This window comes from Nocardioides sp. R-C-SC26 (genome assembly GCF_021246465.1).
In the GTDB taxonomy this organism is placed as follows: Bacteria; Actinomycetota; Actinomycetes; order Propionibacteriales; family Nocardioidaceae; genus Nocardioides.
This window is the reverse complement of sequence record NZ_JAHRHK010000010.1, coordinates 92,823-112,327: the sequence shown is the minus strand read 5'-3', so window position 1 is coordinate 112,327 and position 19,505 is coordinate 92,823. Positions and strand designations below refer to the sequence as shown.

Annotated in this window: 16 protein-coding genes; 11 read left to right on the top strand and 5 right to left on the bottom strand. The window is 69.4% G+C overall.

The features are described from left to right. Positions 1 to 35: 35 nt before the first annotated feature. Positions 36 to 1,676: an acyl-CoA synthetase gene (locus KSO97_RS10955; protein WP_232678766.1), complete on the top strand. Its 1,641-nt coding sequence runs from the start codon at positions 36 to 38 to the stop codon at positions 1,674 to 1,676. Further along, the gene (locus KSO97_RS10950; protein ID WP_232678764.1) at positions 1,676 to 2,779 is read left to right on the top strand and encodes a nitronate monooxygenase family protein; all 1,104 of its coding nucleotides are present in this window, start codon (positions 1,676 to 1,678) and stop codon (positions 2,777 to 2,779) included. Before KSO97_RS10955 ends, KSO97_RS10950 begins: the two co-directional genes overlap by 1 nt. Before the next feature lie 215 nt (positions 2,780 to 2,994). Here the strand turns inward: KSO97_RS10950 and KSO97_RS10945 are convergent, their stop codons facing one another. The 4 genes from KSO97_RS10945 to KSO97_RS10930 are packed head-to-tail and all read right to left on the bottom strand — an operon-like array spanning position 2,995 to position 7,577. Further along, positions 2,995 to 3,600: a sulfotransferase family 2 domain-containing protein gene (locus KSO97_RS10945; RefSeq protein WP_232678762.1), complete on the bottom strand. Its 606-nt coding sequence runs from the start codon at positions 3,598 to 3,600 to the stop codon at positions 2,995 to 2,997. A 9-nt stretch (positions 3,601 to 3,609) separates the two neighbouring features. After that, positions 3,610 to 5,211, bottom strand: coding sequence for a long-chain-fatty-acid--CoA ligase (locus KSO97_RS10940; RefSeq protein ID WP_232678760.1), 1,602 nt, complete (start codon positions 5,209 to 5,211; stop codon positions 3,610 to 3,612). A 35-nt stretch (positions 5,212 to 5,246) separates the two neighbouring features. Further along, on the bottom strand, positions 5,247 to 6,338 hold the full coding sequence (locus KSO97_RS10935; protein ID WP_232678759.1) for an acyl-CoA dehydrogenase family protein: 1,092 nt from the start codon (positions 6,336 to 6,338) through the stop codon (positions 5,247 to 5,249). Positions 6,339 to 6,389: 51 nt separating this feature from the next. After that, positions 6,390 to 7,577, bottom strand: coding sequence for an acyl-CoA dehydrogenase family protein (locus KSO97_RS10930; RefSeq protein WP_232678757.1), 1,188 nt, complete (start codon positions 7,575 to 7,577; stop codon positions 6,390 to 6,392). 98 nt (positions 7,578 to 7,675) lie between these two features. Here KSO97_RS10930 and KSO97_RS10925 point away from each other — a divergent pair, with 98 nt between their 5' ends. From KSO97_RS10925 to KSO97_RS10910, 4 genes are all read left to right on the top strand, one after another. After that, a complete protein-coding gene (locus tag KSO97_RS10925) occupies positions 7,676 to 8,821 on the top strand; it encodes a Rieske 2Fe-2S domain-containing protein (protein WP_232678755.1) in 1,146 nt (381 codons plus the stop codon). Next, positions 8,821 to 9,123, top strand: coding sequence for a hypothetical protein (locus KSO97_RS10920; RefSeq protein WP_232678753.1), 303 nt, complete (start codon positions 8,821 to 8,823; stop codon positions 9,121 to 9,123). The genes KSO97_RS10925 and KSO97_RS10920 overlap by 1 nt, the downstream gene beginning before the upstream one ends. A gap of 42 nt (positions 9,124 to 9,165) precedes the next feature. Continuing rightward, a complete protein-coding gene (locus KSO97_RS10915; RefSeq protein WP_232678751.1) occupies positions 9,166 to 10,290 on the top strand; it encodes a ferredoxin--NADP reductase in 1,125 nt (374 codons plus the stop codon). A 145-nt stretch (positions 10,291 to 10,435) separates the two neighbouring features. Continuing rightward, positions 10,436 to 10,858, top strand: a complete 423-nt coding sequence (locus tag KSO97_RS10910) for a hypothetical protein (RefSeq protein WP_232678749.1) — start codon at positions 10,436 to 10,438, stop codon at positions 10,856 to 10,858. Between the two features lie 126 nt (positions 10,859 to 10,984). Here KSO97_RS10910 and KSO97_RS10905 read toward each other — a convergent pair whose 3' ends face one another. After that, positions 10,985 to 11,662, bottom strand: a complete 678-nt coding sequence (locus tag KSO97_RS10905) for an MBL fold metallo-hydrolase (protein WP_232678747.1) — start codon at positions 11,660 to 11,662, stop codon at positions 10,985 to 10,987. 224 nt (positions 11,663 to 11,886) lie between these two features. On the opposite strand from KSO97_RS10905, the gene uvrA reads away from it, so the two are divergent. The 5 genes from uvrA to yvcK all read left to right on the top strand — a co-directional run bounded on the left by uvrA (position 11,887) and on the right by yvcK (position 19,483). After that, entirely contained in the window at positions 11,887 to 14,919 is a 3,033-nt protein-coding gene (gene uvrA, locus KSO97_RS10900) for an excinuclease ABC subunit UvrA (protein WP_232678745.1), read from the top strand. A gap of 131 nt (positions 14,920 to 15,050) precedes the next feature. Next, the gene (locus KSO97_RS10895) at positions 15,051 to 15,533 is read left to right on the top strand and encodes a Rieske (2Fe-2S) protein (RefSeq protein ID WP_232678743.1); all 483 of its coding nucleotides are present in this window, start codon (positions 15,051 to 15,053) and stop codon (positions 15,531 to 15,533) included. 85 nt (positions 15,534 to 15,618) lie between these two features. After that, positions 15,619 to 17,616, top strand: coding sequence for an excinuclease ABC subunit UvrC (gene uvrC / locus KSO97_RS10890; RefSeq protein ID WP_232678858.1), 1,998 nt, complete (start codon positions 15,619 to 15,621; stop codon positions 17,614 to 17,616). Beyond that, a complete protein-coding gene (gene rapZ, locus KSO97_RS10885; protein WP_308188288.1) occupies positions 17,613 to 18,506 on the top strand; it encodes an RNase adapter RapZ in 894 nt (297 codons plus the stop codon). The genes uvrC and rapZ overlap by 4 nt, the downstream gene beginning before the upstream one ends. Then, on the top strand, positions 18,503 to 19,483 hold the full coding sequence (yvcK, locus tag KSO97_RS10880) for a uridine diphosphate-N-acetylglucosamine-binding protein YvcK (RefSeq protein ID WP_232678741.1): 981 nt from the start codon (positions 18,503 to 18,505) through the stop codon (positions 19,481 to 19,483). Before rapZ ends, yvcK begins: the two co-directional genes overlap by 4 nt. Positions 19,484 to 19,505 lie beyond the last annotated feature (22 nt).

Genomic DNA, 19,505 nt, shown 5'->3' with positions numbered 1-19,505 from the left:
AGCGAAAAACGAGAACGTGTTCTAGTCTCGCCGCCGTGGCCCACAATATTGCAGACCTCTTCGAGCACGCGGTCGACACCGCGCCCGACAACCCTGCGGTCAAGGTCGGCGACCAGACACTGACCCTCGGCCAGCTGGAGAGCCGGGCCAACCGGCTCGCGCACCACCTGCAGGCCCAGGGCATCGAGCCCGGCGATCACGTGGCGATCTACTCCAAGAACTCCTTGGAGTACGTCGTGTCGATCCTGGCGATCGCCAAGATCCGTGCCGTCAACATCAACGTGAACTACCGCTACGTCGAGGGTGAGCTGGACTATCTCTTCGACAACGCCGACGTCGTCGCGCTGATCGCCGAGCGCACCTACGCTCCGCTGATCGCGCGCTGCTTCCCCAAGCACGACAAGCTGCGTCACGTGGTGATCGTCCCTGACGCTCTCGAGCCCGACGACCAGTCCGACATCTCCGCCTTCGACGGCGTGCTGTGGGAGGACGCTCTCGCCGCGCAGACCGAGGAGCGGGACTTCGCCGAGCGCAGCCCCGACGACCTGTACATCATCTACACCGGTGGCACGACCGGCTTCCCCAAGGGCGTCATGTGGCGTCAGGAGGACTTCTGGCGCGTTCTGTGCGGGGGCATCGACTTCACCACGGGTGAGCCGCTGGAGGAGTTCACGCAGTCGCAGCAGGCACCCGAGCCGGGCCGGTTGATCACCTTCCCACAGACCCCCCTCATGCACGGTGCTGCCCAGGCCAGCCTGCTGATGCACCTTTTCGCCGGCCACCTCACGGTGCTCGAGCCGCGCTTCGACCCCGTGCGCTTCTGGGAGATCGTCGAGGCCGAGGGCGTCCAGCTCACGTTCTTCACCGGTGACGCCATCGCTCGGCCGCTGATCGAGACCTTCGAGGCCCAGCGCGACGCCGGTACGCCGTACAAGACCGACAGCCTGTTCGTCATCTCCAGCAGCGGCGCTCTGTTCAGCCCTGCTGTCAAGGAGCGCTGGATGGCCGCGTTCCCGAACGCGATCTTCACCGACTCCATCGGCGCCTCCGAGACCGGTTTCCAGGGCACCGGCGTGCAGGACGCCAACGCGATCAGCAGCGACGGTCCTGTGGTCTCGCTCGGCCCGCACGTCGTGGTGCTGGACGACGACAACGTGCCGCTCGACGTCACCACCGACATCGGCAAGATCGGCCGGTTGGGTCGCGGCGGGCACGTCCCGGTCGGCTACTACAAGGACGAGGCCAAGTCTGCGGCCACCTTCCTGAACATCGAGGGCAAGCGCTACTCGGTGCCCGGTGACTTCGCGCGCATCGAGGAGGGTGCGCGCGTCACGATGCTCGGCCGCGGCTCGAACTGCGTGAACACCGGCGGTGAGAAGGTGTTCCCCGAAGAGGTCGAGATGGCGATCAAGCGCCACCCGGCCGTCTACGACTCCCTCGTCGTGGGCCTGCCCGACCCCACCTACGGCCAGGCCGTCGGTGCGGTCGTGGAGCTGCGTGAGGGTCACGAACTCGAGCTCGAGGACCTCCGCACCTACCTGCGCGACCACCTCTCGGGCTACAAGCTGCCGCGGTCGCTGACCGTGGTTCCCACCATTCCTCGCAACGCCACGGGCAAGGCTCAGTACGCCCAGGCCAAGGAAGCCGCCCTCGCTGCCCAAGGAGCAGACGCCTGATGCGCACCTCGCTGTGTGACCAGTTCGGGATCGAGTACCCGATCTTCGCCTTCACCCCGTCAGAGCACGTGGCCGCCGCGGTCTCGCGCGCCGGCGGACTCGGCGTCCTCGGATGCGTCCGGTTCAACGACGCCGACGAGCTCGACAAGACGCTCACCTGGATGGACGAGAACACCGACGGCAAGCCGTACGGCGTCGACGTCGTCATGCCCATGAAGATCCCGACCGAGGGCAGCTCGCTCGACCTCGGCGCGATGATCCCCGACGAGCACAAGAAGTTCGTCGACGAGACGCTGCTCAAGCTCGGTGTCCCGCCGCTGCCCGAGGGCGAGGGTCGCGACGGCGTCCTCGGCTGGTTGCACTCGGTCGCGCGTTCGCACGTCGACGTCGCGTTGCAGCACCGCCCCGTGTTGATCGCCAACGCCCTCGGCTCGCCGCCGGTCGACGTCATCGAGCAGTGCCACGCCGGTGGTCTGAAGGTCGCCGCGCTGGCGGGTGCGCCCAAGCACGCTCAGAGCCACGTCGCCAACGGCGTCGACATCATCATCGCCCAGGGCTACGAGGCCGGTGGCCACACCGGTGAGATCGCCAGCATGGTGCTCACGCCGGACATCGTCGACGCGGTCGGCCCCGACGTGCCGGTCCTCGGCGCCGGCGGCATCGGCTCGGGCCGTCAGATCGCCGCCTCGCTCGCCCTCGGCGCGCAGGGTGTGTGGACCGGTTCGATCTGGCTGGGCACCGAGGAGTACCGCAACCTGGCCTCCAACGAGGGTTGGGAGACGGCCTTCCTGCGTGCCTCGTCCTCCGACACCGTGCGCACCCGGATCTACACGGGCAAGCCGGCACGCCTGCTCAAGACCAAGTGGACCGAGGCCTGGGCCGAGGAGGGTGCTCCCGCTCCGCTGCCGATGCCGCTGCAGAACCTGCTCGTCGCCGACGCCCACAACCGGATCAACGCCGCCCACGACCCCGACGTCATCTCGATGCCGATCGGGCAGATCGTCGGCCGGATGAACGAGGTCCGTCCCGTCGCGGACGTCGTCGCGGACCTGGTGCGCGAGTTCACCGAGACGGTCAGCCGTCTCGACAAGCTCGCCCAGTAGGCCCAGTACAGGGAAGTGGAAGGGCCCGGCCGCCTCGGTGGCCGGGCCCTTCGACGTATCCGCCCCAGCTCGACGGTGGTTGAGGTGCCCGAGCGCCGGCGAGGGCCTCGAAACCCCCCGTGGTTGAGGAGCCCCACGAGGAACGAGCGGGGCGTCACGACACCCCCACCGGCCTCCTCGCCACCAGCACCGCCGGCCGAGGCAGGCGCTCGGCCTCAGAACTCGTAGTCGAACGCGCGGATGTCCTTGTCGAACACCTCGGCGACCTTCGCGCGCGTCGCGGCGTTGTAGTAGTCGCGGTACCCGGTGCGCTTGGACTTGTTGTCGTGGGTGAGGCCCTCGGTGCTGAGCCCGAAGTGCTCGAGGGCGAACCGGGAGTCCTCGGAGAGGCGCTCGGTCCGTCCGATGAAGTCCGCGCGGCGGTTCGCCGTCTGCAGGTACTCCAGTTGCGGCTTGCGGAGCCGGGGGAAGTCCTCGGTGCCGCGCAGGACGAACTGCTCGAAGTCGGGGTACTCCATCGACCCGCGCCAGAAGTGGTTCCACTTCTCCTCGGTGTCGAGCCCCTTGCGGTCGCTCCAGTCGCGCCAGTTCTCGATCATCGACCACCACGAGACCATCCGGTCCCACGGATTGCGGACGAAGCCGAAGATCCAGTAGTCGGCGAGGTCCGGTTCCTTGCGCAGGATCCGGCGCAGGGGAGCGTGTCGCTTCTCGTTCGAGCGCACGTCGGTCAACTGCGACTTGAGGAGGTTGGTGAGGGTGACTCCTCCGGTCTTCTGCACGTGCACGAAGAGGAGCTTGTGCTCGTCGGAGATGATCACCGGCCGAGCCTAGCGGGGTGCGGTGGCGCGGACGGCGTAGGCCGTACCGCGTGGCTCACGCTCCCACGTCACACCCGCGACGTCGTCGATCCCCAGCAGCGTCAGCTCGCGCTTGAGGACCTTGTTGGTGGCCGTGCGCGGCAGGTCGTCGACGATCCGTACGTAGGTCGGCCATGCCTTGGGCGAGAGGTCCGCCTGCCCGGCGAGGAACGGCTCGAGGTCATCGACGTCGAGCGATCCGGCGAGACGCAGAGCAGCGACGACCCGGTCGCCGCCCTGAGGGTCGGGCACGGCGTACACGGCGGCCTCCGAGACCGCGGGATTCCGGAGCAGCACCCGCTCGATCGGCGCCGCGGCGAGGTTCTCGCCGTCCACCCGCAGCCAGTCTGCGGTGCGACCGGCGAAGTACACCCAGCCCTCGGCGTCGCGGTAGGCCAGGTCGCCCGACCAGTACATGCCGCCGCGCATCCGCTCGGCCTCGGCATCGGTGTCGTTGTAGTAGCCCGCGAACGCGCCGGCGCCGAGGGTGTTCACCAGCTCTCCGGTGGCCTCGTCGACGTTGAGCAGCCGGCCGGCGCCGTCGAAGACGGCGTCGGCGGTGGGCTGCATCGTCTCGGGGTCCAGCACGGCGACGCCGTCCACCGGGCGCCCGAGGCTGCCGGGCGGCATGCCGGGCAGCCGTTGCACGATCACGGCGTTCTCGGTGGAGGAGTAGGAGTCGACGACGGTGCATCCGAAGCGGCGGCCGAACGCCTCGATGTCACCTTCGTTGGCCTCGTTGCCGAACACCAGCCGCAGTGGGTTGTCGGCGTCGTCGTCGGACTCCGGCGTCGCCATGACGTAGGCCAGCGGCTTGCCGACGTAGTTGGCGTAGGTAGCACCGAACCGTCGGACGTCGGGCAGGAACCCCGACGCGCTGAAGCGCCGGGCCAGCGCGACAGTGGTGCCGGCGGCGAGGGCGGGACCCCACCCGGCCATCACGGCGTTGGAGTGGAACATCGGCATCGAGAGATAGGCGACGTCGTCCGGGCCCAGGCCGAACCGCTCGGAGAGGAACTGGCCGGGGTAGGCCACCTTCTCGTGCGTCACCCGCACGGCTTTGGGATCGCCGGATGTGCCCGAGGTGAAGATCAGCATGAACAACGACTCCGGCCCGACCACGGCGTCCGGCACCGCGGCGTGATCGTGGGCGGCGACGAGGTCGGCCCACTGTTCGCTCTCGACGTCGATCACCGGCACTGGCAGGTCGAGCCCGGCCAGCAGGTCCGCGTGCGCGGATTCGGTCAGCACGACCTGGACGTCGGCGCGCGCGATGTCGCGGGCGAGCGCCTCTCCGCGGCGAGTGCTGTTGAGCCCCACGACCACCTGGCCGCCGAGGGCCGCGCCGCCGAGCAGGAAGGCGAACTCGGGCACATTGTCGAGGAGGACGCCCACGTGCGGCGGGGCTCCGGGCGGGAGGAGCTCGCTCAGGATCGCCGAGCGGGTCGCCGACGCGACCACGACCTCACGCCACGACCAGCGCTGCTCGGCGAAGAGCAGGCCGTCGTGGTCGTCGTCGGCGCGTGCGAGCAGTTGCTCACGGACGTGGGGGCGAGGAGCCTCGGTACTCACCGATCGGCGGGCGCTGGTCAGCTCGTCAGCCGGCGTCAGACCGGCTCGGCCGCGAGTGCGCGACCGATCGCCAGGGCCTGCTCGGTCGCTCCGCCGTAACTGAACTCGAAGCGCTTCGCGGTGGTGAAGTAGCGGTGCGCCTCGCCGTCCAGGTCGATGCCGACGCCACCGTGCACGTGCACGGTGGTGTGGGCGAGTTTGTGCCCGGCGTCGGCCGCCCACATCTTCGCGGTGGCGACCTCGACTTCGGCCGGCAGGCCCTCGGCCAGGCGCCACGCCGCCTGCCACAGGGTCAGGCGCTGGGCGAGGACGTCGATGAAGCCGTCGGCCAGACGCTGCGAGACTGCCTGGAAGGTGCCGATCGGGCGACCGAACTGCTCGCGGGTCTTGGAGTAGGCGGCGGTGAGGGCGAGCGCACCCTGGGTGACACCGAGCTGCTCTGCCGCCGCGCAGACGACGACCAGGTTCGCCAGGCGGGTGGCTGCCGTGCCGTCCGCCGGGCCGAGCTGCGCAGCCGTGGCGCCGTCCAGATCGAGCCGGACGACGACGTCCTGGTCGCTCGTGCGACCCTCCGTGCGGGTCACGCCCGGCGCGTCCGCGCGGACGACGAACACGCCGACGCCCTGGTCGGTGCTGGCGGTGACGAGGAAGGCCTCGGCTGCGGCGCCGGCGCGCACGAGCGACTTCGCACCGCTCAAGGTCCACCCGCCATCCGCCTGGTGGGCGGTCACGGTCGGGTGGGACGGCAGGTGGCTGCGCTCCTCGGTGATCGCCGCGGTGAGCAGCAGACCGCCGTCGAGGAGCTCGGCACGCTGCTCATCGGAGCCGACCTCGGCCACGAGGAGCGCGGAGGGGCCGTGGACCGCGAGCGGCACGGGCGCGACCGTGCGGCCGACCTCGACCAGGACGCGGCAGAGCTCGATGAGACCGAGCCCGGCGCCGCCGTTCTCCTCGGGCAGCGCGAGGCCGATGAGGCCGGCGTCCTCGAGCGCCTTCCACAGCGTGCGGTCGAAGCGGTCGCCGCCGGCCTCGACCTGCTTCATCCGCTCGTTGGTGGCGTGGTCCTTGAGGATCTGAGCGGCGAGCGCTGCAGCGTCGTCCTGCTCGGAGGTGAAGGTGAAGTCCATCGTGGTCTCTATTCTGGTGCTGGGGGAGGAGTCAGTGGAGACGGCGGGGCGTCAGCGCTTCGCGGCCGGAAGCCCGAGACCGACGTAGCCGATGATGTCGCGCTGGATCTCGTTGGTGCCGCCGCCGAACGTCATCACCAGCGAGGAGCGGTAGAAGCGCTCCAAACGACCGCGCAGCACGGCACCGGGGGAGTCCGCGGTGAGTCCGGCGTGCGGCCCGACGATCTCCATCAGCGTGCGATAGACCTCGGTGTTGAGTTCCGACCCGTAGACCTGGGTGGCCGAGGCCGGGGGGGGGGAGAGGTCGACGCCGAGGTCGGCGTCGGAGGCGAGTTTCCAGTTGAACAGGGCGAGTGCCTCGACGCGGGCGTGCGCACGACCGAGCGCGATCTGCACCCACTCGGTGTCGATGACGCGCTGGCCGTCGGCGTTCTTGGTCTCCTGCGCCCACGCGCGGACCTGCTCCAGCGACTGCTCGGTCGCGGCCGAGGAGGTGAGCGAGACCCGCTCGTGATTGAGCTGGTTGGTCATCAACGACCACCCGCCGTTGAGCTCGCCGACCAGGTTGGACGCCGGCACGCGGACGTCCTCGTAGTAGGTGGCGCTGGTGCCGACGCCGGCGACCGTGTGGACCGGCGTGTAGGAGACGCCGTCGGCCTGGGCGGGCACGAGGATCATGGAGAGACCCTTGTGGCGCGGCAGGTCGGCGTCGGTGCGGCAGGCGAGCCAGATCCAGTCGGCGTACTGGATCAGCGACGTCCACATCTTCTGACCGTTGATCACCCACTCGTCGCCCTCGCGCACGGCCTTGGTCTTGAGGGAGGCGAGGTCGGTGCCGGAGCCGGGCTCGGAGTAGCCGATGGAGAAGTGCAGCTCGCCGGCGAGGATCTTGGGGAGGAAGTACTCCTTCTGCTCGTCGGTGCCGTAGCGCATGATCGTCGGTCCGACGGTGTTGAGCGTCAGGTAGGGGATCGGCACGCCGGCGACGGCGGCGGCGTCGGTGAAGATGAGCTGCTCGATCATCGAGCGGTTCTGACCGCCGTACTCGGTCGGCCAGCCGATGCCCAGCCAACCGTCGGAGCCGATCTGGCGGATGACCTCCTTGTACACACCGGCCTCGCCGAACTCGCCGGTGGCGGAGGCGAGGCCCGCCCGACGCTCGGGGGTGACCAACTGACTGAAGTACTCCTTGAGCTCGGCGCGCAGTGCGAGGTGCTCGGGTTCCAAGGCGATCCGCATGGGCTCAGAGTAGAACGTGTTCTCGTTTTGGGCTAGCCTCGGAGTAGTCTGAGTGCCACCAGCTCGTGCTGGTGATCCGTCGAGAAGGGGGCCCGACCATGGGTGAGACTCGCTTTCTAGACCAGGGCCTGCCGCCGCAGCGCTTCGCGCGCGGCTGGCACTGCCTGGGCCTGGCGTCGACGTTCCGTGACGGTAAGCCGCACGCGATCGAGGCGTTCGGCACCAAGCTCGTCGTCTGGGAGGACTCCCAGGGCGAGCTGCAGGTGCTCAACGGGTACTGCCGTCACATGGGTGGCGACCTGACCCAGGGCTCGATCAAGGGCGACGAGATCGCCTGCCCCTTCCACGACTGGCGCTGGGGTGGCGACGGCAAGTGCAAGCAGATCCCCTATGCCCGTCGGGTCCCGCTGCGCGCACGCACCCAGCGCTTCGAGACGGCGATCGTCAACGACCAGCTGATGGCGTGGCACGACGTCGAGGGTTCCGCCGCCGACTACGACATCCTGCCGCCGCAGCTGCCCGGGCTCGCCGAGGGCGAGTACACCGACTGGGTGTGGGTCGCCGAGCACATCGAGGGCTCCAACTGCCGCGAGCTGATCGACAACGTCGTCGACATGGCGCACTTCTACTACGTGCACTTCGCCTTCCCGACGAGCTTCCGCAACGTGTTCGAGGGCCAGCAGGCGACCCAGTTCATGGAGTCCAAGGGCCGCCCCGACATGGCGGGTGGCTACGGCAGCGCCGAGCTCTTCTTGAAGTCCGAGGCGACCTACTACGGCCCCTCGTACATGATCAACTGGCTCGACACCGACTACAACGGCTTCCAGACCGAGGTCGTGCTGATCAACTGCCACATCCCCACCGGCCCGGACTCGTTCCTGCTGCAGTACGGCATCGTCGTGAAGAAGCCCGAGGGCATGGACGACGCGACCGCCAACTTCATCGGCAAGAAGTACGCCGACATGTTCGGCGACGGATTCCTCCAGGACGTCCACATCTGGAAGAACAAGGTGCCGGTCCAGAACCCGCTCCTGTGCGAGGAGGACGGCCCCGTCTACCAGCTGCGTCGCTGGTACGAGCAGTTCTATGTCGACGTCGCCGACGTCGAGGCCGAGATGACCGATCGCTTCGAGTTCGAGGTCGACACCACCAAGGCCAACGAGTTCTGGCAGGACGAGGTCGCCGAGAACCTGCGCGTCAAGGCGGCCGAGGACGAGGCAGCGGGCGTTCCCGCGCACCACTGATGGCCTCGTTCGTCCCGACCAGCGAGGAGACGCTGGAGGACCAGCGTCTCTACACCCAGGCACGGCTGGTCGACGTCGCGTGCCTCGACTGCCTGGCCGTGGTCGGGGTCAAGAAGAACAGTGAGCATCACACCTCCATCCAGTGGAGCGAGACGGCCCGCCGCGAGTGCCCCGAACTGAACCGGATCGACGGCCGGCCGAACGGCCGCGCCATCCACGAGGGATGTCCACGACTCGTCGCCAGCATCGAGGCGGCGTCACGGGACGGCAGGATTCCCCTCGGCGCCGAGGACGGTTACTGAGCCTTCCCGCCGCACCGAACCCCCGAGAACGAAGAGGATCCGTTGTCCGACTCCCACGTGCTCGAGGTCGTCGACGTCGTCCAGGAGACGCCCGACGCGCACTCGATCACCTTCGCCGTCCCCGCCGAACTCGCCGAGCAGTTCCGGTACAAGCCGGGCCAGTTCCTCACCCTCGCCGTCCCGAGCGACCAGACGGTCGTGGCCGCCCGGTGCTACTCCTTCAGCAGCAGCCCGGTCGGGGACGCCGAGACGGTGACGATCACGGTCAAGCGCACCGCCGAGGGCTACGCGTCGAACTGGATCTGCGACAACCTCGTGCCCGGGTCGTCGATCAGGGTTCTCCCTCCGAGCGGCATCTTCACGCCCGCCTCGCTCGACGCCGACCTGCTGCTCTTCGCCGGCGGCAGCGGCGTCACCCCGATCATGTCCATCACCCGCACGGCGCTCGCGCAGGGGTCGGGCCGGATCACGGTGTTCTATGCCAATCGCGACGAGCAGTCGGTGATCTTCGCGCGCGAGCTGACCGAGCTGGCGGCTGCGCACCCCGAGCGGCTGCACGTCGTCCACTGGCTGGAGAGCGTCCAGGGGTTACCCACGCAGGAGCAGCTGAGGTCCTTCGCCGCCGACCACCCCGGTCGTGACTGCTTCACCTGCGGCCCTGCGCCGTTCATGAAGCTGGTGATGAGCGCTCTGAAGGAGCTGGAAATCCCGCGGGAGCTGCGGCACCAGGAGAAGTTCGTCTCGCTCGGCGGCAACCCCTTCGGCGACGTCGTGGGCCCGCACACCGAGGACGTCGCGGCGGAGGAGATCGCCGACGCCGAGGCGGACGCCGGTTCGGCCGACGGTTCCGACGATGCTGCCGTCGAGCCCACAGGCCCCGCGGCCACCGGCTCGGTCCGGCTCGAGGTCGAGCTCGACGGGGAGACCCACGTCTTCGACGACTGGGGCGACGGCACGTCGATGCTGGAGCACCTGGAGAAGAAGGGTGTGAAGGCGCCCTACTCGTGCCGCGAGGGTGAGTGCTCCGCGTGCGCCGTCCGACTGCTGGAGGGCGAGGTCGAGATGGCCCACAACGACGTCCTCGACGACGACGACCTCGGCGACGGCATCCGTCTGGCCTGTCAGGCGACCCCGACGACCGACGTGGTGCGCGCGACCTACTCCTGAGGTGCACGCGGGTTCGAGGTCCTGTGGTCGGGAGCGACCTGAGCCGTTCGGCACGTGATCTGGCGTACAGCCCGGGTCCGTGACCCGTGCAGCTCGTCGTCGTTGTTCCTTCCGAGTGACCACCACGGGTCACGGGGGAGGAATCATGAGCGCACACGTCACCGGCCTGGTCATCGGTCTGGTCGTCGTCGCGGCGTCCGCGGTCGTGGGCGTCTCGTTGGGCCGCTTGCGTCGCACCGACGTCGTGGAGGGCCCGGGTTTCGACCCCACCCTCGCCACGGCCGACGACATCCGCGGGATGCTGCTCGACCACGGGGTCGATGCCGAGCGATCGCGCGTCCTCGTCGAGCTCGCCGAGCTCCAGCAGGTCACTCCCCTCACGATGTGGCTGTGGGCCACCACCCACGGCCTCGGCTCGCTGGAGCTCGTGCTCGCCGCGGAGGTCCAGGGGAGTCGTCTGCTCCATCACCTGGCCAACGCGACCGCCATCGACCCTGCCGAGCTCGAGCTCTTCGCACGCCTCAACGGGCTCTACGGCGAGTCGACGCCGTCGTCGATCGCGCGCTGATCGACGCACTGACGAAACTCCCGGACGAAGGGCTGGGCTGCCGGCGTGTCGTGACGTTTCGCCCAGGCATCAAGGAGATTCACCGGGTACCCGGTGAATCTCACCCCGGCTAGTGCGAACCCCGGGTCACCAGCCACGCTCGCGCCACTCCGCCACGTGAGGGCGTTCGGTTCCCAGGACGCCGTCCTTGCCGTGGCCGGGGTAGAACCAGGTCTCGTCGGGGAGCGTGCCGAAGACCTTGGTCTCGACCTCGTCGATGAGCTGAGCGAACGCCTCGGCGTCGCCGAAGGTCGCGCCGACGCCGCCGGGGAAGAGCGAGTCGCCGGTGAACAGGTGTGGGTGGCCCCCGTGCGGGCTGTCGTCGTAGAGGAGCGCGATCGAGCCGGGCGTGTGGCCGGCGATGGCGATCACGGTCAGCGGGCACTGCCCGACCATCACGGTGTCGCCGTGCTCGACCCGGCGCCCGACGGCGACACCGGTTTGCTCGGTGATCGCGTCGGCGTCGGGGGCCCCGGCGCCCACCTCGGCATCCGTCGCGGCGACGACGTCGGCGAGTGCGCGGTGGTGGTCCCAGTGCTGGTGCGTGGTGACGACCGTGCCGAGACCGGAGTCGCCGACGAGGGCCAGCACGGTCGCGGCGTCGTCGGCGGCGTCGACGAGCAGTTGCTCGCCGGTCTCGGTGCAGCGGAGCAGGTAGCAGTTGTTGCTCATCTGCGGGTCCACGGCGATCTTGGCGATCGTCAGGTGCTCGAGCGTCCGCACGTCGGCTGCGTCGCCGACGCTCACATCTCCGGTGTAGGTCACGGTGGCAGCCTCGCACAGATCAGGACGCGGGTCCGGTCCGAGATCTGCGGGAACGGGGGCGCGAAGCGCTCTCGGAACGCGCCCGAAACCAGGACTGTCGGCGCTCGCTCCTAGGGTGGGGGGACGGCGTGGCGCGCCCGCTACGCTTGCCCGGGCAACGAACATGTGTTCGAAGTCTGACCGTGACATCTGTACCGATCCGCACCGCAGCCCCAGGGGAGCACGTGGCCGACCAGCTCATCATCCGCGGAGCCCGCGAGCACAACCTCAAGGACGTCTCGCTCGACCTGCCTCGCGATGCGCTCATCGTGTTCACCGGTCTCTCCGGTTCGGGCAAGTCCTCGCTGGCTTTCGACACGATCTTCGCGGAGGGTCAGCGTCGCTACGTCGAGTCGCTCTCCGCGTACGCGCGCCAGTTCCTCGGGCAGATGGACAAGCCCGACGTCGACTTCATCGAGGGGCTCTCGCCCGCCGTCTCGATCGACCAGAAGTCCACCTCGAAGAACCCGCGCTCGACCGTCGGCACGATCACCGAGGTCTACGACTACCTCCGTCTCTTCTTCGCCCGGGCCGGCCGGCCGCACTGCCCGACGTGCGGTGCACCGATCGAACGCCAGACGCCGCAGCAGATCGTCGACCGGATCCTGGGTCTGGAGGAGGGGCGCCGCTTCCAGGTGCTGGCGCCGGTCATCCGTGGCCGCAAGGGCGAGTACCTGGAGCTCTTCAAGCAGCTGCAGACCCAGGGCTTCTCCCGTGCGAGGGTCGACGGCGAGACCCACGCGCTCGACGCCCTCGCCACCGGCGAGCCGAAGCTCGACAAGCAGAAGAAGCACACCATCGAGGTCGTCATCGACCGTCTCGCGGTGAAGGCATCCTCCAAACGACGCCTGACCGACTCGGTCGAGACGGCGCTGGGGCTGGCCGGCGGGCTCGTCCTCATCGACTTCGTCGACCTGCCCGACGCCGACCCCGAGCGCGAACTGCGGTTCAGCGAGAAGATGGCGTGCCCCAACGAGCACGCGATCGACACCGACGAGCTCGAGCCGCGCTCCTTCTCCTTCAACTCGCCCTACGGCGCGTGCCCGGAGTGCACCGGGCTGGGCACCCGGATGGAGGTCGATCCCGAGCTCGTCGTACCCGATCCGACCGCGACCCTCGCCGACGGCGCGATCCAGCCGTGGAGCCATGCCCACGTCGCCGACTACTTCCTCAAGCTCCTCGACGCGCTGGGCCAGGAGATGGGGTTCGATCTCGGCACCCCGTGGGAGGACCTCCCCGCAGCGGCGCAGCGCTCGATCCTCGACGGCCACCGCACCAAGGTCCACGTCGTCACCCGCAACCGCTACGGCCGCGAGCGCGCCTACTCCGCGCAGTTCGAGGGTGTGCGCACCTACGTCGAGCGTCGGCACCGCGAGGCCGAGTCCGACACGAGTCGCGAGCGCTTCGAGGGCTTCATGCGCGAGGTCCCGTGCCCGGCCTGCCGGGGGAGTCGTCTCAAGCCGGTCTCGATGGCCGTGCTCGTGGGTGGCCGCACCATCGCCGACATCTGCGCCATGCCGCTCGGCGAGACCGCGGCGTTCCTCGCCGACCTCGACCTGACCTCGCGTGAGCGTCAGATCGGTGAGCGCGTGCTCAAGGAGATCCAGGAGCGCCTGCAGTTCCTGCTCGACGTCGGCTTGGACTACCTCTCCCTCGATCGTCCGTCGGGCTCGCTGTCCGGTGGCGAGGCGCAACGCATCCGACTCGCCACGCAGATCGGGGCGGGCCTGGTCGGCGTCCTCTACGTGCTCGACGAACCGTCCATCGGTCTGCACCAGCGCGACAACCAGCGGCTCATCGAGACCTTGGTCCGGCTCCGCGACCTCGGGAACACCCTGATCGTCGTCGAGCACGACGAGGACACCATCCGCACCGCGGACTGGGTCGTCGACATCGGCCCCGGTGCGGGGGAGCACGGCGGCCAGGTCGTGCACAGCGGCAGCGTGGCCGACCTGTATGCCCACCCCGACTCCGCGACCGGGCAGTACCTCTCGGGCCGGCGCGAGATCCCCGTGCCCGCCGTACGACGTCCGCGCACCGTGGGCCGCGAGCTCACCGTCGTCGGTGCCCGTGAGAACAACCTGCGCAACGTCGACGTGACGTTCCCGCTGGGCCTCTTCGTCGCCGTCACCGGCGTCTCCGGCTCGGGCAAGTCGACGCTGGTCAACGACATCCTCTACACCTCGCTGGCCAAGCAGATCTACCACTCCCGGGCGGTTCCCGGGCGGCACCAGCGGATCACCGGAATCGAGCACGTCGACAAGGTCATCCACGTCGACCAGTCGCCGATCGGCCGCACTCCCCGCTCGAACCCGGCGACCTACACCGGCGTCTTCGACCACGTGCGCAAGCTCTTCGCCTCCACCCCGGAGGCCAAGATGCGGGGCTACCTGCAGGGCCGGTTCTCGTTCAACGTCAAGGGCGGCCGGTGCGAGGCGTGCACCGGCGACGGCACGATCAAGATCGAGATGAACTTCCTGCCCGACGTCTACGTGCCGTGCGAGGTCTGCCACGGCGCTCGGTACAACCGCGAGACGCTCGAGGTCCACTACAAGGGCAAGACCATCGCCGAGGTGCTCGACATGCCGATCGAGGAGGCGGTGGAGTTCTTCGCCGCGGTCCCGGCGATCGCCCGGCACATGAAGACCCTCGTCGAGGTCGGGCTCGGCTACGTCCGACTCGGGCAGCCGGCCACGACGCTCTCCGGTGGTGAGGCGCAGCGGGTGAAGCTGGCGGCCGAACTGCAGAAGCGATCGACCGGGCGCACGGTCTACGTGCTCGACGAGCCGACGACCGGTCTGCACTTCGAGGACATCCGCAAGCTGCTGCTCGTGCTGGGCAAACTCGTCGACGCCGGCAACTCGGTGCTCGTCATCGAGCACAACCTCGACGTCATCAAGACCGCCGACTGGCTCATCGACATGGGGCCTGACGGCGGGTCGCGCGGTGGCATGGTGGTGGCCGAGGGAACTCCCGAGGAGGTGGCCGCCGTCGAGGCCAGTCACACCGGTCGTTTCCTCGCGCCGATGCTAGAGGGCCGCTCTGCCGAGCAGCCCGGACCGCCGCGGGCGGCGCCGGTCGACACCGTGCCGTTGCGTGGCGCAGCGAAGAAGGCCGCATCCAAGGCACCGGCGGAGAAGACCGCGGCGAAGAAGACCGCGGCGAAGAAGTCCGCCGTGAAGCGCCCGGCGGCAAAGAAGGCTGCGAAGAGGGGCTAGCCCGGCGCCTGTGAGTGACAGGTCCGGACTCAGGGGGGACTCTCACGTTCCTCTCATCCAGGGTGGGCCTGCGCTGGGTAGTGTCACGTTCAACCACCCGGTGCCATCCCCCACCCAGCAGGAGGATCCCCATGTCGCAGTCCGTTCGCCCCGACGAGAGTGCCCCCACCAGTTCCAGCCGACCCATCCAGGCGAATCGCCGGATCGTCTTCCAGGGCCTCGGCTTCCTCGGTGTCGCGGCGGCCCTGGCCGGCTGTGCGGGCGGCGACGCCGGGTCCGGCGGGTCCGGCGGGTCGGACGGCGCCGCGGCTGAGAAGCCGGACGCCGGCGAGGCGCTCGCGACGACCTCGGAGGTTCCCGTCGGCGGGGGGCTGATCCTGGCGGGCGCGGGCATCGTCATCACTCAGCCCAGCGCGGGGGAGTTCAAAGCCTTCAACGCCGTCTGCACCCACGAGGGCGCAGCCCTGACCGCGGTGTCGGCCGACGGCATCACCTGCCCCCTGCACGGCAGCGTCTTCTCCATCGACGACGGCTCGGCCACGCAGGGCCCGGCGTCCACGGCGCTCTCGGAGGTCGCGGTGAAGGTCGAGGGCGAGGAGATCCTCGCGGCCTAGGCGATCCCGCGGATCGGGCAGTTGCCGGCCGGTGCCGCCACCGTCCGCGATTGTCGGAACCGCTCCGTAGGGTGGTTCCGTGCCGATCTCGTCATCCCCATTGAGTTACCGGCCCGAGCCCGGCACCATCCCCACGCGTCCCGGCGTCTACCGGTTCCGCGATGCGAACGGCCGCGTGATCTACGTCGGCAAGGCCAAGAGCCTGCGTTCCCGTCTCTCCTCGTACTTCCAGGACATCGCCGGTCTGCATCCGCGTACCGCCACGATGGTGACGACGGCGCGGTCGGTCGACTGGACCGTCGTCAACACCGAGGTCGAGGCGCTCCAACTCGAGTACTCCTGGATCAAGGAGTTCGATCCCCGGTTCAACGTCAAGTACCGCGACGACAAGTCCTACCCGTGGCTCGCCGTGACGGTGGGGGACGAGTTCCCCCGCGTGATGGTCGGTCGGGGAGCCAAGCGCAAGGGCACCCGTTACTTCGGGCCGTACAGCCATGCGTGGGCGATCCGCGAAACCGTCGACATCCTCCTCCGCGTGTTCCCGATGCGTTCGTGCACGACCGGCGTGTTCAAGCGCTCCGCGCAGGTCGGCCGTCCCTGTCTGCTGGGCTACATCGGTAAGTGCTCGGCGCCGTGCGTCGGTCAGATCAGCGAGGAGGAGCACCGCGCGATCGTCGACGACTTCTGCGACTTCATGGCCGGCCAGACCCGCCCGGTGATGCGCCGGATCGAGCGAGAGATGTACGCGGCCTCCGACGCCCTCGAGTTCGAGCGTGCCGGTCGCCTCCGCGACGATCTGGGCGCGCTGGAGCGGGCCCTGGAGAAGCAGGCGATCGTGCTGGGCGACGGTGCCGACGTCGATGTGATCGCGCTGGCGGAGGACCCGCTCGAGGTCGCCGTCCAGATCTTCCACGTGCGCGGCGGACGGGTGAAGGGCCAGCGTGGCTGGGTCGCCGATCGGGTGACCGAGGCCGACACCGCCCAGCTCGTCGAGGACTTCCTGCTCCAGCTCTATGCCGGTGAGCCCGAGTCGGTGCCGCGGGAGGTGCTCGTCCCTGTCGCACCGCCAGACCTCGTCACCGTGGAGACGCTGCTGGCCGATCTGCGCGGATCCCGGGTGGAGGTCCGCGTGCCGCAACGCGGCGACAAGCGCACCCTGCAGGAGACGGTCGCCGCCAACGCCCAGCAGGCGCTGGCCCTGCACAAGACCAAGCGCGCCAGCGACCTCACTACCCGCAACCGGGCGCTGGAGGAGATCCGCGAGGCTCTGGAGCTCGACGACGCGCCGCTGCGCATCGAGTGCTACGACGTCTCCAACCTACAAGGCACCGAGGTGGTCGCCTCGATGGTCGTCTTCGAAGACGGCCTGGCCCGCAAGAGCGAGTACCGGCGCTTCATCATCAAGGGCGTGGACGGTCAGAACGACGTCGCCTCGATGCACGAGGTGATCACCCGTCGCTTCAAACGGCTCCTCGACGAGGCTCCGCCCTCGGAGGCGGTCGGCAACGGTGCAGCCACCGCGGGCAGTGCCGAGGGTGTCACGAGCGGTCCGATGCTGATCGACCCGGAGACGGGCCGCCCCCGCAAATTTGCTTACGCACCGGGCCTGGTGGTCGTCGACGGCGGGCCACCGCAGGTCGCGGCCGCCCATCAGGCGATGCACGAGCTCGGGATCGTCGACATCCCGGTCTGTGGCCTGGCGAAGCGGCTCGAGGAGGTCTGGTTGCCCGAGCAGGAGGATCCGGTCATCCTCGCGCGCTCCTCCGAGGGCCTCTACCTCCTGCAGCGGGTCCGTGACGAGGCGCACCGGTTCGCGATCAACCACCACCGCTCGCGCCGCTCCAAGTCGATGGTCGAGAGCGCGCTCGACGACGTCCCGGGGCTCGGCGAGGTCCGACGGCGCACGCTGCTCAAGCACTTCGGGTCTCTGAAGAAACTGCGCGCCGCCGAGGAGTCCGAGATCGCCGCAGTGTCGGGCATCGGCCCGAAGACCGCCGCCGCGATCAAGGCCGCGGTCGCCCCGCCGACGCCGACCCGCCAAGATGGTGGCCCGGCGACCGTTCCCGCGGAGGAGAGCACGTGAGCGTCTCGAACACCCCACCGAGAGCCGAGCCCGCCGAGGGCGAGATCGTGGTCGTGACCGGCATGACCGGCGCCGGCCGCAGCACGGCCGCCAAGGAGTTGGAGGACCTCGGCTACTACGTGGTGGACAACCTGCCGCCGAGCCTGTTGCCCGAGGTGGTGCGCCTGGTCGACCGGAGCCACGGAGCGACGCAGCCGATCGCCGTGGTCATCGACGTCCGTTCGGGCTCCTTCTTCGCCGGGCTGCACACACAGCTGGCGCAAGGATTCTCCGGACGTCGCACCACGCTGGTCTTCCTCGACGCCGCCGACGACGTGCTGGTGCGGCGTCAGGAGGCCGCGCGACGTCCGCATCCGTTGCAGGCCTCGGGGCGGTTGCTCGACGGTCTGGTCCGCGAACGCACTGTGCTGGCGGACCTGCGCAGCGACGCCGACCTCGTCATCGACACCTCGTCGCTCAACGTCCACCAGCTGACCGACCGGATCGCCCAGGCCTTCGGCACGCCCGGAACCACAGGTCTGAAGGTCACCGTGATCAGCTTCGGGTTCAAGTACGGCATCCCGGTCGACGCCGACTTCGTCGCGGACATGCGATTCCTCCCGAACCCGCACTGGGTGCCGGAGCTGCGGCCGCACACGGGCCGCGATGCCGACGTCGCAGCGTTCGTCACCGCGCAGGTCGGTGCGGACGCGTTCCTCGAGGGCTACGTGCCGGTGCTCATCGGTGTCGCCGAGGGCTATCTGCGGGAAGGCAAGCGCTTCATGCGGATCGCGATCGGCTGCACCGGCGGCAAGCACCGCAGTGTTGCGATGACGGAGGAGATTGTGTCGCGCCTGACTGCCGGTGGGCTCGACGCGAGAGCGACCCACCGGGACCTCGGACGCGAATGAACGACCGCGCTCAGTCGGCCGTCGCCCTGGGCGGCGGTCACGGACTCCATGCCTCGCTCTCGGCCCTGCGACTCCTCGTGGACGACCTGACGGTCGACGACCTCGCAGCGGTCGTCACCGTCGCCGACAACGGCGGCTCCTCGGGCCGCTTGCGCGGTGAGTTCAACGTGCTTCCCCCGGGCGATCTACGGATGGCACTGGCGGCACTGTGCGGGGACGACACCTGGGGTGACACCTGGGCGCGAGTCCTGCAGCACCGGTTCGCCGGGAGCGGCGACATGCGCGGTCACGTCGTCGGCAACCTGCTGATCGTCGGCCTCTGGGAGCTGCTCGGTGACCACGTCGACGCTCTCGACTGGGTCGGTCGTCTGCTCGGGGCCAAGGGTCGCGTGCTGCCGATGGCCCTGGTCCCGATGGACATCCGCGCCGAGGTGCGGGGCCTCGACCCTGATCCCGACGTCCTGACGACGATCCGCGGCCAGGTCGAGGTGGCGACGACGCCCGGCGTGATCACCGCCGTCGACCTCGAACCCGCCGACCCGCCGGTGAGCCCGGTGGCGGTGGAGAAGATCGAGCAGGCCGACTGGCTCTTCCTCGGGCCGGGTTCCTGGTTCACCTCGGTGATCCCGCACCTGCGGGTGCCTGCGCTGCGCCAGGCGCTCGCCGCGACCCAGGGTCGGATCGTGGTCGTGCTCAACCTCGACGAGCAGGACGGAGAGACGGGCGGCTTCGGCCCTGCCGACCACCTGGCGGTGTTGTTCGAGCACGCTCCCGACCTGCCCGTCTACGCGGTACTCGCCGACCGCTCCCGGCTGACCGGCGACCACCTCGTCGAGCTCCGGGAGGTCGTGCGCGCGACCAGCGCGGTGCTCGTCCTGGACGACGTCGCGGCCGACGACGGCACGCCGCGACACGACCCTCGCAAGCTCGCCGAGGCCTACGCGCGGATCATCGCGGCCGCGCCGCCGATCTCCTGAGTGGGACGGCCGGTCCACGGGT

Excerpts from the sequence above, each read along its gene's own strand:
- KSO97_RS10910 (WP_232678749.1), top strand. The coding sequence starts at position 10,436 with ATGAGCGCACACGTCACCGGCCTGGTCATCGGTCTGGTCGTCGTCGCG.
- KSO97_RS10895 (WP_232678743.1), top strand. The coding sequence starts at position 15,051 with ATGTCGCAGTCCGTTCGCCCCGACGAGAGTGCCCCCACCAGTTCCAGC.
- yvcK (WP_232678741.1), top strand. The coding sequence starts at position 18,503 with ATGAACGACCGCGCTCAGTCGGCCGTCGCCCTGGGCGGCGGTCACGGA.
- KSO97_RS10930 (WP_232678757.1), bottom strand. The coding sequence starts at position 7,577 with ATGCGGATCGCCTTGGAACCCGAGCACCTCGCACTGCGCGCCGAGCTC.
- KSO97_RS10925 (WP_232678755.1), top strand. The coding sequence starts at position 7,676 with ATGGGTGAGACTCGCTTTCTAGACCAGGGCCTGCCGCCGCAGCGCTTC.
- KSO97_RS10920 (WP_232678753.1), top strand. The coding sequence starts at position 8,821 with ATGGCCTCGTTCGTCCCGACCAGCGAGGAGACGCTGGAGGACCAGCGT.
- KSO97_RS10935 (WP_232678759.1), bottom strand. The coding sequence starts at position 6,338 with ATGGACTTCACCTTCACCTCCGAGCAGGACGACGCTGCAGCGCTCGCC.
- KSO97_RS10950 (WP_232678764.1), top strand. The coding sequence starts at position 1,676 with ATGCGCACCTCGCTGTGTGACCAGTTCGGGATCGAGTACCCGATCTTC.